Origin of the sequence: Pseudomonas sp. B5(2017) (assembly GCF_002112825.1) — a bacterium.
In the GTDB taxonomy this organism is placed as follows: Bacteria; Pseudomonadota; Gammaproteobacteria; order Pseudomonadales; family Pseudomonadaceae; genus Aquipseudomonas; species Aquipseudomonas putida_Z.
This window is the reverse complement of the sequence record NZ_NEIR01000001.1, coordinates 208,791-223,839: the sequence shown is the minus strand read 5'-3', so window position 1 is coordinate 223,839 and position 15,049 is coordinate 208,791. Positions and strand designations below refer to the sequence as shown.

The 15,049-nt window shown below is 55.9% G+C and carries 8 protein-coding genes; 2 read left to right on the top strand and 6 right to left on the bottom strand.

Going from position 1 to position 15,049, the window contains the following annotated elements; genetic code table 11:
- The first annotated feature begins 266 nt into the window (after nt 1–266).
- Both CAG00_RS01070 and CAG00_RS01065 read left to right on the top strand, forming a co-directional pair.
- Nucleotides 267–2,348, top strand: coding sequence for an AAA family ATPase (locus CAG00_RS01070; protein WP_256578923.1), 2,082 nt, complete (start codon nt 267–269; stop codon nt 2,346–2,348).
- Nucleotides 2,345–3,628, top strand: coding sequence for an McrC family protein (locus CAG00_RS01065; protein WP_085663221.1), 1,284 nt, complete (start codon nt 2,345–2,347; stop codon nt 3,626–3,628). Before CAG00_RS01070 ends, CAG00_RS01065 begins: the two co-directional genes overlap by 4 nt.
- Nucleotides 3,629–4,058: 430 nt before the next feature.
- Here the strand turns inward: CAG00_RS01065 and CAG00_RS01060 are convergent, their stop codons facing one another.
- From CAG00_RS01060 to CAG00_RS01035, 6 genes are read right to left on the bottom strand one after another with little or no spacing between them, the layout of a single operon-like run.
- Nucleotides 4,059–4,772, bottom strand: coding sequence for a M48 family metallopeptidase (locus CAG00_RS01060; protein ID WP_085663220.1), 714 nt, complete (start codon nt 4,770–4,772; stop codon nt 4,059–4,061).
- Nucleotides 4,772–7,924 carry a type I restriction endonuclease subunit R gene (locus tag CAG00_RS01055; protein ID WP_085663219.1) on the bottom strand — a complete coding sequence of 1,051 codons (3,153 nt, stop codon included), beginning with the start codon at nt 7,922–7,924 and terminating at the stop codon, nt 4,772–4,774. Before CAG00_RS01055 ends, CAG00_RS01060 begins: the two co-directional genes overlap by 1 nt.
- A gap of 19 nt (nt 7,925–7,943) precedes the next feature.
- Nucleotides 7,944–9,917 (bottom strand): DUF262 domain-containing protein, encoded by a 1,974-nt coding sequence (locus tag CAG00_RS01050; RefSeq protein ID WP_085663218.1) that lies wholly within the window; start codon nt 9,915–9,917, stop codon nt 7,944–7,946.
- On the bottom strand, nt 9,910–11,319 hold the full coding sequence (locus CAG00_RS01045) for a DUF262 domain-containing protein (protein ID WP_085663217.1): 1,410 nt from the start codon (nt 11,317–11,319) through the stop codon (nt 9,910–9,912). Before CAG00_RS01045 ends, CAG00_RS01050 begins: the two co-directional genes overlap by 8 nt.
- The gene (locus tag CAG00_RS01040) at nt 11,316–12,551 is read right to left on the bottom strand and encodes a restriction endonuclease subunit S (RefSeq protein WP_085663216.1); all 1,236 of its coding nucleotides are present in this window, start codon (nt 12,549–12,551) and stop codon (nt 11,316–11,318) included. The genes CAG00_RS01045 and CAG00_RS01040 overlap by 4 nt, the downstream gene beginning before the upstream one ends.
- Nucleotides 12,542–15,025, bottom strand: a complete 2,484-nt coding sequence (locus tag CAG00_RS01035) for a class I SAM-dependent DNA methyltransferase (protein ID WP_085663215.1) — start codon at nt 15,023–15,025, stop codon at nt 12,542–12,544. The genes CAG00_RS01040 and CAG00_RS01035 overlap by 10 nt, the downstream gene beginning before the upstream one ends.
- Between the last annotated feature and the right edge of the window lie 24 nt (nt 15,026–15,049).

Below are 15,049 nucleotides of genomic sequence, written 5' to 3'. Positions count from 1 at the left end.
GATGATCAGGAATGCATTAGCAGCAGGCTCATGGAGGATTGGATTAAGGTCAGGCTGTTCATCTTCGGCGCGTCCCCCCATCCAATGCGAACCTACGTCTGTAGGAAAGGGCCGATCCCGGTGTAGGATTGGCACACCTTACGCCTTCACCCCGCGCTACAGAGCAGCAAACCACGGCGCTCACCATCGCATCTGGGTCGAAGGTCTCGGAGAACGCCAGCGTTCGGCGCGCTCTCGAGCGGATCCACTGGCATGGAGTATTTGCATTGAAGCAACGCGGCGTGGCACTTAACCAGATCCTCTTTGGTCCACCCGGTACCGGGAAAACCTATGCGACTATCGACTTAGCTCTGGAGATTCTGGACCCTGAGACGCTGCGGGAGCACTCAAAAAACCGCGCCGTCCTCAAGCGTCGGTTCGATGAACTCGTCCAGCAAGAACGGATTCGCTTCGTCACATTCCACCAAAGCTTCAGCTACGAAGACTTCGTAGAGGGCTTGCGCGCCACGACCGATGAAAGCACCCAACAATTGCGCTATGAAGTCGTGGATGGTGTTTTCAAATCAATCTGTGAAGCCGCAGCAGCCAAGGTGACGCACCAAGCTCAGGCCCCAAGTGACCTTAGGGGGCGACGTGTCTGGAAGATGTCCCTCGGTAATACACTAGGGGATGACTCCCACGTTTATCAGGAGTGCCTACAGGGCGGCTACGTGCTGCTCGGGTATGGCGATGCTATTGATTTTTCCGGGTGTACCAGCCGCCTGGTAGTGCAACAACGCTTCGCTTCAGCTGGCGTAATACCCGCCAACCCGGCCAATGACTATGGCATCACCAGCGTCACAGCCTTCGTTACGCGAATGAAGATTGGTGATTTGATCGTCGTATCCGATGGCAACTTTAAATTCCGCGCGATCGCAGAGGTGACCGGCGATTACCAGTACAAGCCTCACCCAGAGTTCGATGCCGGCTACTCGCAGATGCGCTCAGTGAAGTGGCTACGTGAGTACGCCCCTTCCCTGCCGCACACCGAGTTGCTCAACGGCCAGTTCAGCCAAATGACCTTGTATGAGATGAGCAGCACCACCTTGGACCGGGACAAGCTGGCCGGGCTTCTCGGTAACGTAGCCAGTAGCGGAGAGCTCGCTCTGCAAGTCGATCAACGTTTCGGCAGCTATGTAGTGCGTAAAGTTGGCAGCGAACAAATCGAATTCGATAAGCCTAGCGGGGGCAGTCTGCCATTGCCGTTGAGCATCATCCGCCAACTCCTCACCTACGTTCAGCACGGCCGTATAACGGTTGAGGACATTCGACAGAAACGGGTATTCGAACGGGTAGCCGAGTCCGACCTAGAGAAGTACCTCGTCAACGGCTATCAGAACCTTTTCGCAGCTCTAGTGGAGCGCCTGCTTGAGCCGACCGAGGCGCCAAGGCTCAACGATGCGCGAGTGCTCATTATCGATGAAATCAACCGCGGCAATATGTCTCGAATATTCGGCGAGCTCATCACCCTGATCGAGCCGAGCAAGCGAACCGATGCCGATGAAGCACTATCCGTGATGCTGCCGTATTCGAAAAAACCGTTCAGCGTCCCCAGCAACCTGTTTCTGATCGGCACAATGAACACTGTCGATCGCTCGCTGGCAGGTTTGGATATTGCTCTACGACGCCGCTTTGCTTTCCGGGAAATGCCACCCAAACCCGAGCTGCTAGACGATGTGGTGATTAATGATCAACTCAACATCGGACAACTGCTGCGCGCGATGAACCAGCGGATAGAAGCGCTGCTGGATAGGGATCACCGCTTGGGTCATGCCTATTTCATGCCGTTGCAAAACGACAATTCGATCACGCGGCTGGAAGAGATTTTTCACAATCAGATTCTTCCATTGCTGCAGGAGTACTTCTTCGAGGACTGGCAACGCATAGCCTGGGTCCTCAATGACCATCGCAAGCCAACCTGCGATCAATTCGTCCAACAGCGCCCGAGCCAAGCGGAGGCTTTGTTTGGCAGCGAAATCGCTCTCGGCCTTGAGAAAGCGTCTTGGGAATTAAACGACGAAGCTTTTCAACGCTTGGAAGCCTACCTCAGCATTCTCGACACCCAGCTGCCGAGCAGCGTACAAGCCGTAAAGCGCGAAGCCTCATCGGGCGATTTGGTCTTGCGAGAACTCGCCAGTGGCTCCATCGAAGTACTACGCCAAGGACAGCGACAACAACCCACATACCCAGCGCTACGGGAATTGGCGAACACGATTGGGTTGAGCATGCAGGGAGAGACCGGCAATAGATTAAACACCCGACGCTTGGGGCGTCAGCTACTTAGCCACCTGCAGAATCAAGAATCGTGAAAACAACCGTCACGATCCGCGAATACGCACGCCTCACGACACAAGAAGTGCAGCCTTCGCTCGATTTAGCCCAGGTCTCACAAAGCGCGTTCGATTGGCTGTGTGACTTCAGCGGGTGCTTGGAAGCCAGTGGCGCAAGCGTCCTAAAGCTTACAAATCGGCGCACTTTGAAGTGGGACTCGTATGTCGGGGTGCTGGAAACCCCCTGTGGCACCCGTTTGGAAATCCTCCCTAAGCATCACGAGGAGGATGGCTGCGTAGCAAAAAGTCGCCAGTTGCTACGTAAGCTGATTCAAAACGCGCTTCAACTGAAACCGCGAAAAGCAGGAGCTGCAAACGTCGAAGCGTTTGATGCACCACTCAGCGAGTGGGTGATGGAGCAGTTCCTAAACGAGCTCGATTTGTTGCTCAAGCGCGGCATACGCTTTGATTACGAACGGGTCGAGGAAGAGCAGCGTTACCTCAGAGGTCAGTTGAATGTGGTAGCGCAAATGCGCCAGCCACCGGGGCGACAGCACCACTTTCAGATTCGCCATGACATATTCTTACCGGACCGCGCTGAGAACCGCCTGCTTAAGCTTGCGCTGGACCAGGTTGCGAAACTCACGACTAGCCCCCGAAACTGGCGACTTGCAACTGAACTACAGGCATTAACGGCAAGCACTCGAGGTAGCCGCAATATCGCTCAAGACCTACGGGCCTGGAGCGATGATCGGTTGATGAGTCACTACAGACCGGTTAAACCCTGGTGCGAACTGATCCTTAGTCAGCACGTTCCCCTAGCACTGGTTGGTCGAACCGCCGGCATGAGCTTGCTGTTCCCAATGGAACGGCTATTCGAGCGCTATGTGCAGGATTGGCTACAACGTAACCTCATACCTGAAGCCAAGATGACCGCCCAATCGCGGAGCAAATATCTGTGCGAGCATGATGATCGGCAGATGTTTTGCCTGCGACCGGATATTTTGATAGATCTGCCTGCACAGCGGTGGATTTTGGATACGAAGTGGAAGCGAATCGACGCGGGGAAACACGAGAAAAACTATCATCTGAGCCAAGCGGATTTTTATCAGCTTTTTGCCTATGGCCATCAATACCGGACAGATGAGGGCGTACCTAACCTCTTTTTAGTTTACCCGAGTTGGTCGGGTCTGCAGGTGGGGTTACCTGCTTTCGATTACGGGAGAGGCTTGCGGTTGTGGGTGTTGCCGTTTGACCTGGAAGCCGGGCGGTTGGTCGTGGACGAGCGGCATTGTGTTCCCATTCAGACGCCAAACTAGAAATCAATCTTGCCACCCTTGACACGCTCCGCCAGTCTTCCGCTCTGAGCCGTCGCGTCTTTAAGCCGAGAGTCGGCTTAGCAGTGCTAATCGCTATACCAGCAAGATACTCTCGCCTTAGAGCTGTCGTACGAGACGCTATAATCGCGAGCCCTGGAGTCTCCAGTAGTGGGTCTTCAATCCGCGCCCTATGACGAGCAGGAAGCCCATTAAAGAGATCATCTAATCGATGAATTTCTTCTTCAAGTTGTCGGTAGAAATTTTCGCAACTCACAGAATTCCTTACACCGCAAAGTAGATAACAAATGTCATGAAAAGCCACGTCTTCAGTAGCAGCGCCTCTTACTACTTAGCGATACGTCATACGTTCAAAACATGTAAAACTCTTCACTGTCCTATGCTGCAGGCTACTGGAGATATCGCAAATGGCTTATCTCCAAACCTCCGCAGCAAGCGGCAGCTCATTTAGCTCAGCTCGCGCTTCACGCCAAGTTGGGAAATGCTCGCCTAGAATGGAGACAAAGCGCTCGTTATGGGTAGGCTCCAGCAGGTGCACCATCTCATGAATGATCACGTATTCAAGAAGATCTTTGGGCTTCTTGATCAGCTCAGTGTTCAAGCGAATATTGCCGGCGCGATGGTTACAGCTCCCCCACTTGGTCTTCATTCGCTGCAGGTAATACCCCACCACCTTGACCTGCAGCTTGCGCTCCCATTTCCTGATCAGCGCAGGCACCACTGCATGCAACTGCTGCTTATGCCATTCATGCATCACCGCTGCACGTTTAAGCGTGTCGCTACCAGGGCGCACCGTTAAGGTGATGCGTTTGTGGTCGAGCTTCACCGCTGGCTTGGCATCTTGGTAGTTCACCACCATCAGGTAGCGCCGCCCCCAGATGTAATGGCTCTCTCTTTCCACGAACTGGCGCGGCTCCTCGCGGGCCTGTGCATCCAATTTACTCTGCTGATCACGAATCCAGCCCAGTTTTGAAATCGCGTAAGCCCGTGCCACCTCAAGCCGCGTGCTAGTCGGGGCAACTAATGTGACCCGGCCCTGTGGCGGGTGCACGGTCAGGTGAACATTCTTGATGTCCTTGCGGGTCACCGAAATGGAAATGTCACCTAGCTCAATGATCTCGCTCATCAATATCCCGCTTGGCTCTTGATGATTTCAAAAATGGCCAAGGTTGCCTCACGGTCGCGCCCCATCAGCGGGAACAGCGCATTCAACACCTGCGCCTCACGCGCGGGATCACCACGCCAGGCGGCCGGAGCTGAGCCGCGCATGGCAGTATCAATGGCCAAAGCCAACTGCACTTTTTCTGCCTCATCGTGCGGGGACTGAAAAGTCGTCGCGGCAATGCTATCGAGGTTATTGAACAGCACAGTCGCCTCGCGACGACCGTTAAGGCCCGGAGGAGAACCACCCGATCCCTTCTGTGCCATCTGCCGCACCAACGCTTCGGCCTTACGCAGAAACTCCTCGTAAGCGGCCGCATCATCACGACTCTGCTTGATCAGATCCTCCAGCAAACGCGACATCCCCTCGTAGAACCTTGGGTCGGTCAATTGTTCACGGATGATGGTCTTGCGCACGTTATTGATGATGCCTTCGGCAACCGCATCCTTGGAGAGCTTGCCCTTGGCATTGAGCTTCCTGGCGATGGCATCGTGAACGCCCGTCTGGACGATCAACTCAACCAACGAGAAGTTATCGACGGTGCTTAAAGGATCAGCCGGATCTGCCTGGATATAGGTGTTGAGCAGGTGCCGCATATCCGCCTCGAATGGCTTGATATCCAGTTCCTCACCCGCATGCCTTTTGATTGCCTCACGCACGTCGGCATAAAACTGCACTTCAGCCTGCAGCCTACCCGCTTCAGCCTCCGAGTACCCAGCCTCGGTCAGATGCTGTGCAACGTCGGCAAACGCCCGCACGAATGAGGCCACGGCCTTGTAGAAGGCGATCCGCAGCGGTTCGCTCTCATCAAGGCCATTGGCATCGGCAGCCATGCCGCAGAAGTAATGGATGAACTGCTCGACCTCACGCGGTGGCGCCACCGGGGCACACAGATAACTCAATGCCTCACGGGCTGCATCCAGTTGCTTCTTGCCCTCAACCAGCCAGTTCTTCAACTCGACGTTATTGCTGCCACCGTTGCCCGTATCGATATCCAATTCGTCGGAGGTGTAGACCGAAATGGCATCCTGCACATCACCAAATAGCTCCTTGAAATCGACGATATAGCCAAAGTCCTTGTCATCACCGTCGAGTCGGTTGGTGCGGCAAATCGCCTGGAACAGGTTGTGGTCATGCAGCTCGTTATCCAGGTAGATATACGAGCAACTGGGCGCGTCGAAACCGGTTAGCAGTTTGCTGACAACGATAAGCAGTTTGAGATTGGCAGGCTCCTCGATAAAGCGCCGCTTGGTCTCTTCCTCGTAAGCCGTCGTGCTCTGGCCTTGCTTGAACACATACTGCGTGTAGGTATCGAACTTGTAGCGCTCGTCACTCTGCGCTGGTTCACGGGAGATGGCGTTATGGTTCGGCTCATACGACGTGACGATGCCGCAGTAAGGGCCAAACAACGTGGTTTGAAACAAGCGAAAGTAATGACAGGCATCGTAGATGCTCGCCGCTACCAGAATTGCCGTCCCCCGATCATTGTTCAGCCGGGGCTTCAAACTGAAGTCCTCGATGATGCTGGCGATGATGCGCTGCTTGCGCTCACCAGCACTCATCAATGCCTCCATCGTGGCCCAGCGCTTACGCAGGATCGACTTCTGATAGTTGTTCAGCCCCTTGGTTCGCTGCTCGAACCAGGCATCAATGGCCTTGCGCGAGGTCAAACGCTGCGGCACATCACGCGCCTCATACTTCAGATCCAGCACCACCTTGTCAGCGACCGCCTCGTGAAATTTGTAGGTGTGGATATAGGTGCCGAACACATCGCGCGTTGTCTTTTTGTCCTTGCGCAGCAGCGGCGTGCCGGTAAAGCCAATGAATAACGCCCCTGCCAACCACTGCTTCATCTGCCTGTTCATGTCGCCACCCTGAGTCCGGTGGCACTCGTCTACAAACACATAAAACCGCCCATGCATGGCAGGCGGCGGCACGCTCAAATCCGGCTCGAACTTGTGCAGCAACGCGCACAGCAAACGCGGCGTAGTGGCAGACAGCTTTTGCACGAAATCAGCGCGAGAGGTGATACGCGGCGAAGGTGAATCAGGGCCGATAACCCCGGCATTGCGCATCACCCCGGATATTTGTTTGTCCAGCTCGTCGCGATCCGTAATCACCAAAATGCGTGCGTCCGGGTCATGCTCCAGCAGCCACTTGGCGATCAACACCATCAGGATGCTCTTGCCGCTGCCCTGGGTGTGCCAAATCACCCCACCTTCTTTACGCCGTACCCGCTCCTGCGCAGCCTTTACGGCGGCATATTGATGAGCACGCGGCACCTTCTTGATGCCCGCATCGAAGATGGTGAAATTGCGGATCAAATCCAGCAGGCGCGACCTCTCGCACATCTGCGCCAACGGGTTATCCAGCAAATAACCCGATTGTCCTAGCTCTGCCCCGGGCAAAGCGTGATAGTGCGCTGGGATCTCACGCAGCCGATTCAACTCAACCGGCTCGGTTTTTACCGCTTCCGCCTTCCACTCGACAAAGAATTCGGCGCGCGTGGTTGCAGTGCCATAGCGCAAGCCCTGGGAATCGCTGCCGGCAAACACTATCTGTACCGTGCTGAAGAACCCCAGGTTGAAGATTGCCTCCTGGTTGCTGATCAGTTGATGGATGCCATCGGTCACATCCACCGAGCTGCGCTTCAACTCAATCACACCGATGGCGATGCCATTGAGGTAAATCACCAGATCCGGGCGTCGCTCTTGGCCGCCGCGCAAGGTCACTTCTTCGGCGATGGCGAAGTGGTTAGCGTCAGAATTTTCCCAATCGATCAGATGCACCGTCTCATGGGCCTGACCAACAGCCACCTGCACCGGCACCCCGTAGCGCAGCAACTGATAGGTGCGCAGGTTGGCCTGATACAGCGTGATGCCCGTAGCATCCGCCGCAGCCGTCAATTTTTGCAGAGCCGCCGATATCTGCACATCGCTGTAACCACGCTGCGTCAGGTTGGCTTGCAACAGTTCAGCTTCAATGTTGCGGTTGTGCCCGCGCTTGCTCCACTCGCCCAAGTAGTCATAACCGAGGCAGTCAGGTCGCGTTTTGTCGGTAAACAGCGCCACCACTCGATTCTGGGTATGGCGTTCGGAGCGAGGTTGTTGAGTCATCTGGGGCATCCTGCGGTATTCACTCGGTCTCGTGTTGGCTAGCGAGGCTATTGAGCAACACGTCGATCATTTGCTGGTGATGCTCGCGTATTGCCGGAACATCCCAAGTCTCGGGCTGCATCATCAAGTGCTGTTTCACGCTGTCGAGGGTGTTCTTCAGGTAGAACGCCTTTTTTTGCTCAGGCGTGAAATTGCTCAAGCGTGAGTTCTTCTCGTGGCTGATCAGGCAAAGATTACCGAACGAGTGGAGGTCGTCCTTAGCCAGTGGCTCGATGCCTGGCAGCGGTTTCTGCGGATAGTAATGCTCCACCGAACTGCGAAAAGTAAATTCGTAAGACTTCACCGGCTCACTCTTACCGTGCTCAAGCCACAGCAGGTAATCCAGGAAGTTGAACACCAGGTTGTTTTCGATATTGCCGAAGCGCAGGCGCGGCTTCAGCGCTTCCGCCGTAACGTCTTCGCGACGGGTCTGACAAACACCCTGGTTCCCGTAAATCATCGAGAAGTATTCCAAGCCCGCCTCGGCAGCCAGAAAGCGGTCAAACACAAAGGCCTTGGCGACTGACTCCATCTGCTGCAGATAGGCCTGAGCCTCGATCTGCTCGGCGTGAAACAGGTAATGCAGCGCGGCATTGAGCCAATGCTTGTAAACCAGCGTGGGCGTGGACACATGCAACGCCGACAGCAGCATCAAGATACGCCGATTGATGCCCTCGCTGCCCTCCTCCTCGCCGAAGGTATTCACATAACTGCCACGCCCCGCGCCACCCGCTTTGCCACCGTCGTTCCACTTGAAGCGTTTAAGGCTCCAACCATCCTCGCCCTGGATGAACTCGCGCTTGATCACGTACTGGTCATACAGGTACTTGCAACGCAGCAGGCTGAAGGTAAAGCGCTTCACGGCCGCAGCCGGGTTTGGCTGCTTCAGCACATGGGTTTCAAAGAGGTCGAGCAGGCGTTTGTCATCCAGAGGAATATCCGCCTGCGTATCGACACGCAGCACATGCAGCAAAAAGTTGGAGAAGTTGATCACCGTATTGAAGCGCTCGGGCGCTTCTTCACCGTTATCGGTTTTTTCCGCCGTGACCGGCGGCCTGCCGATGATGTCCGTGAGGGACAACTCAGCCCCCACCTTGTAGGCCACCTCGTGCGTACTCTGCAGCGCAGCCGTCAGCTCATCGAAGTTCGCGGGCACCAACCGGCCCCAATCCCTCTCACCAAAAACGCTGCTGCGCTGGCCAGGCGTTAAGCCCATTTGCACGTAGCGCTCCATGTTCGCGCAGGCTTCCCAGACGGTATGCAGGCAGTTCTGGCTGTGCGGGCAGTCCTGCAACGTCTCCATCATCCGTGCCTTGAGCACCTCGTGCTTCTCTAACTGCTCACCACGGTTGTTCATGATCTCGAAGTAATGGTTCAGATCCGTATCCGCTGGCACCTTCACGCGCATGATCTGCACGTAACGAAACAGGAAATCCGCGAATTGCTGGGGTGAAACGTCGTTTTCTTTGAGCTTGTGCGGCAACACCTTATGGATCAGCCGATAGCCATTGAGGATGCCGGTATTGATCTGCTTTTCAGCCAGCACCTCGGCAGGGTCATCCTTGAAACGCCCCTCGAAGATGGCCGCAAAGGTCGCCCGCGAATGCTCGCGGCTATCGAAGTGGATGCTCAGGTTTGCATACCAATCGAGGTCAACAGCCTTGCTGTTCTTCAGGTAGGAGGTCAGCAACGACAGCGTTGTCAGCCGCTGCTGACCATCGATGGTCTCGAACACGGGCGCTTTGCCGTCTGCGCGCTCATACACCACCAGACTGCCGATGTAGTAATTGCGCGCGGGCTTATTTGGCTCAGGCAGGTAGTCGATTACATCCTGAATCAATTGGGTAATCTCACCCTCCTCCCAGGCGTAATTGCGCTGATACATCGGGATAACGTAATCATCACGGCCGCCTAGTAGCTGCTGGATTGAAAGCTGGGTGATGGCCTCACTCACGGTATTTCATCTCTCTGAATAGCGCCTCGATTGCCTCGGTCTTGGTCGAACTGCTGCTGGTGAGTGATTTCAGCGGTTGATTGATAACGTCCGCCGGGCGAGTGGCGTCCTTGATCAGCCTGAACAGATTGTTAGCCAGCACATAGTTATCCATGCTCGCAAGCTGCACCACCTGCATCTGCAAACGCAGGCTGTAAGCCCAGATAAAGATTTTCTCGATGGCCCGCGACAGCTCCGCGTGGCCGAACTTGTCGATGTAGTAGATCAACAAGCAATCGAACATCGCCCGCACGTAGCGATCACCCGTGCGGGTTCTCGCCGGGTAGCTGTCGAGCACCTCCATGATCCTTGGTGCAAAGCCATCGAGCACTGAATCCCCGCCCCGCTCATGCCCATTCCAGGTCTTGCTGCTGATCCGCGCCACCTCGTTCTGGTAGTGGCTGATCAGCTCGAAGAAGCGCCGACCGTTGATGATGATTTGATCCAGATGGAAGGGAAAAGCCATCTCCCGCGCGTCGATCTTGCGCTCGTATTGGCCGTTGTAGTGGTCGACAAAATGGTGAGCGATGCGCAACTGCTCCACATAGGGGTAGCTGGCCACCGTATCGAGATTCACGCCCTTGAACAGGTCGCTGTCGTCCTTGCTGAAATAACGCGCCGACTCCCCTTTTGACCAATTGCGGATGCGGTACAGGTACTGCGCAAACAGCTTGGCCAGCTCCTGGGTCTTGGTGTTTTCCCAGCGCGCCACAGTGGCAACCTTCAAATGCTCGTCACGCGGGCTGAACTCGCGCAGGTGGTAAGCCTTGAGCAGATCATGCGGCTCCAGATCGCGGCCCCGCGCGTTCTGCGAATCGAAGAACTGGAAGGCCTCCGATACATCCGCCAGCTCCACGGCCACCACCTGGCACTTGTGCAAAAAGAAGTCGATATGCGCCTCGGTAAAATCCGCACGACTGACGATGCGCGCCACCTCAAGGTAATTGCTGTGGATGTTCTTCTGCGAAATCTCGCTGCTAAAAAGGGGGTCGATCATTAACGGCTCAAGCGCGATCAAGCGCTCGTGAAGGTCATCGCTCTCCAGCGCTTGCGCCTTGCACCGCTGAATCAGCGCACGGGCCGCCAGCAACAGGCTGATGGTGCGCTGCTGGCCATCGACGATGTTCTTCTTTTCGCCCTCGCGGTGAAGCACGATGGTGCCCAGGCGGTAAGCGGACTTGTCCTTATGGATGACGATATCGGAAAACAGTTGATTGATATGTTTGCCCGTCCATTTGTACGGGCGCTGATATTGGGGAATCACCAGCGCCGTGTCCGCTAGCAGGTCATAAACGCTGATGATGGTGCTGGGGAGTTTGGTCGTCTGCGGTCGTTGATTGGCGTCCATGCTCAGGTTGGTCATACCAGGCGAGTCCTTCCGGTGAGCAGCTCCTGCATCATGCCTTGCTTGAGAGCGCGGGTTTTGGCCAGACGTTTTTCCAACGCGGCCAGCTCGTCGTCCATATCGGACAGCACGGTGGCGATGGCGGTTTGCTCTTCGGTCGTAGGCGGGACAGATATTGGCAATTTTCTAACGAGCTTCGCTGTATAGCTCTGCTGTTTGGAGCCTTGGCAGTACTGAAGGGCAAGCGCATCGCCACGAAAGACGTAATAGTGAAAAAGATAGTCAGTTAGTAGCTCACTCGTTGGAAAAATCGCCATGCAGGACTGGTTGGTCGTTGACGGCTCCCCAACAATTGCGCAACTTCCTCGTGTACCGGCTGCCTCAAGGCCCGTGATTGCCATCAGGAAAGTTCCTTTAGGAATCACTTTGAGATTTGTTTGGGCGACCGCTTCGCTCGTAATTTTCTCAACAGTATCAGTGATGACGTTGTAGTTCAGCTCACCGCTTGTTATCCATCGAATATCTCCTTTATAGAAATCCGGCTGGTCTCTCCGAGGGGTTGCTCCACTAGAGCAGCTGTTAATTAAGTCTCCAAGCAACCTCACCTGCCAATCACCGTAGAATCCGGGCAGGCGGGATTGGCCGGTAAGAAGCTGTTGCATGGTGGCCTGCTTGAGGTCGCGCTTCTTGGCGATAAGCCGCTCCAGCGCAACCAGCAGCGCATCCACATCACTCAACGCCGTCGCGATGGCACGTTGTTCGGGGAGGGGTGGAAGTCCTAAAGTAAACTCTGCCAACTCTGCGCGGTTAATCTTGGGCATTCCGCTGCGAACGGAAACGGACTCAGCGTACTTTGAGAAGCGATAGCTCAGTACGGTCGCAAATATGAACCCTGATGAGACATCAGCTGCAGGCTTAAGTGGATACATGTCCGCACTGCAGAGGCCCGCAAAGCTGGCGAGAACGGCTTTGCGCAGATACGGACGAATCTTGCTGTAAACGATGTCGCCGCTCTCAAAAACATATTTGCCGCTAATTGCTCGTTGCTCTTCTGCGGTTTGCTTGGCAAGCAATCTCCCCGTCGAGCTTTCAATGTGATCCGGCGCTACCAAGACCATCGACTTGTAGGGTTCAACCTTCGGACTGACTTGGCCGCTTGCGATACGTACGGTAGTGAGAAGCGGACGAACGCACCACTCCTCGGGAATAACCCCAACCTCCGTCTGCTTGTAGCCCGGCTTCACTTCCATACCGCGCCCATCTTTTGCAGATGTTCGTCCGCGCGACTGGCCAGCATGGCAACTTCATCAACAAGCTGTCGCAACGGCGTGGCATAGCGCTCGCTCAACTCACGAATACGCCCGGTCAGGGTCTGCGACACACGATCCAATTCGCCCTGCACGGCAACAGCCAAGGCGGCCAGCCACTTATCGTCCACCACCAGGGTTTTGATCTCGGCTTCGCTCAACTGCGGATATTTGGCGTGGGTCTTGTTATCGAGGTCTTCCTCGGCCTTTTTCAGCTTGGCCTTGAGGGTACTTTGCCGGTCGAGCAGCTTGGCATAGTCGGCCAACACCTTAAGTTCATCCTCATAGTCCGGGTCGTTATCGATCTCGCGCTGGCGAGCCTTGATGGCTTTGGCGGTGACCTTCTGCTTGTCGCCTTCGCCTTCGACCACTTCGCTGAGCGAGCCATCTTCGCCGCTGTGCTCCTCTAGCAGCTCGCTCAGGCTTTGCTCGATGCTGGCCAGTTGCGTTTCCAGCACTGCAATGGCCTCACGCTCTGCGCTGAAGTAGCGGGCAACTAGTAGCTCGACCGGAATTAGGTCGGACTTGAAGCGGCGCTTGCCTTGGCTGTAGTCGTGTTTCTCAGCCCAGACCAGCTTGCCATTCTTGTCCTTCACCTTGTGCAGCTCACGCACCGCCGCGCCCGCCTTCCAGCCGTCGGCGCTGATCAGGTAGCAGTCGTCCTGCATGGCCTCGGCCCAGTAGTCCATCAGGTGCTGGTAGATGTCGTAATGGTCGAGCAAGGGCGCCTTGGCAAAGGCGCTGAGCAGGTCTTCGGAGAGTTTGAAGATCAGCTCCTTGGGGTGGCTGCTGGCTGCATCGGCCGCAAAGCCTTTGAGCAGCGGTGTGCTGTTGGCCAGCCATTGCTTGAACAACTCATCAACGCCGGCCTTGAACACCGAGAACTGCGGGTGGCCGAAGATCACCGGCTTGACGTCGCGATTGACCAGTTCGAAGTAACCGGGGTGGCCGGCGGGTTTGAACAGCGCTGCACGCAGCTCAGGCATCACCTGCCAGTAGCGCCCCAGGGCATCGATATCCCGCTGGGGGATGCCGCCGCGCAAGTGGCCGAGGATGTCCTGAATATCCTCCGGCTCGGTGCTGTCGATATAGCGCGGCAGGTTGAGGTTGAAGTCGTTCTTCGAGTCGCTGATCTCGTCGAGGCCGACCATGCGTGCGTAACGTGGCACATCGAGCATGCGCGTATAGGTGTCGACGATCTTGTGTACGTCCTGATCGCGCAGGCGGTTTTTCGGGCCGTCTTTGGTAAAGCCTCTGGCGGCATCGATCATGAAAATTCCTTTGCGCGCGGCGGCGTTCTCTTTATCCAGCACCAGGATGCAGGCGGGAATGCCAGTGCCATAAAACAGGTTGGCCGGCAGGCCGATGATGGCCTTGAGGTAGCCGGAGCGCACCAGCTTCTCGCGAATCACCGCTTCGGCATTGCCACGGAACAGTACGCCGTGAGGCAGGATGCAGGCAGCTTTGCCGGTGTTTTTCATGGAGCGGATGATGTGCAGCAAGAAGGCATAGTCGCCTTGCTTTGCCGGCGGCTCGCCCCAGGCAAAGCGCTGGTAGGGATCGTTGGCGGGCGTCAAGCCAACGCTCCAGGTCTTGACTGAGAACGGCGGGTTGGCCACCACGTAGTCATAGGTGCGTAGCTGTTCGCCGTCCTTGAACTTGGGCGAGGAAAGCGTGTTGCCCTGCAGGATGTTGGCGGTCGGGAACCCGTGCAGAATCATGTTCATACGGGCGAGACCGGCCGTGGTCACGTCCATTTCCTGGCCTTCCAGGGTAATCGGCTTGCCAGCCTGGTCGGCCACCTTCAACAGCAACGAACCGGAGCCGCAGGTCGGGTCATATACCGTGGTGGCGCCGACTGAATTGGCCGGGGTGATACCAATGATCTTGGCGATAACGCGGCTGACCTCGGACGGGGTGTAGAACTGCCCTTTGCTCTTGCCGCTTTCACTGGCGAAATGGCGCATCAGGTATTCGTAGGCGTCGCCGAGGATGTCGTCGTTGTCGGCGCGATTCTTCGAGAAATCCAGCTCGGGCTTTTCGAAAATAGCGATCAAGTTACTAAGCCGCTCCACCATGTCCTTCCCTTCGCCGAGCTTGCTCGGGTCGTTGAAGTCGGGGAAGTCACTGCGGGCCAGCCGGGCGTTGGCATCGATCAGCGGCTGGATGATCTGCGTATTGATCTTGTCGCCGATATTGGGCTTGCCCTTGAGGACGACCATGTCCTTGAAGCTGGCACCAAACGGGATGGTCACCGGTGGCGCGAAGTCATCCGAGTTGCCGTACTTGTCGGTGATGTACTTGATGAACAGCATGAACAGGACATAGTCCTTGTACTGGCTGGCATCCATCCCACCGCGCAACTCGTCGCACGAAGCCCAGAGGGAAGAGTAAAGGTCGGATTTCTTGATAGCCACGAATAATCCTTGCTGGTCTAGAAA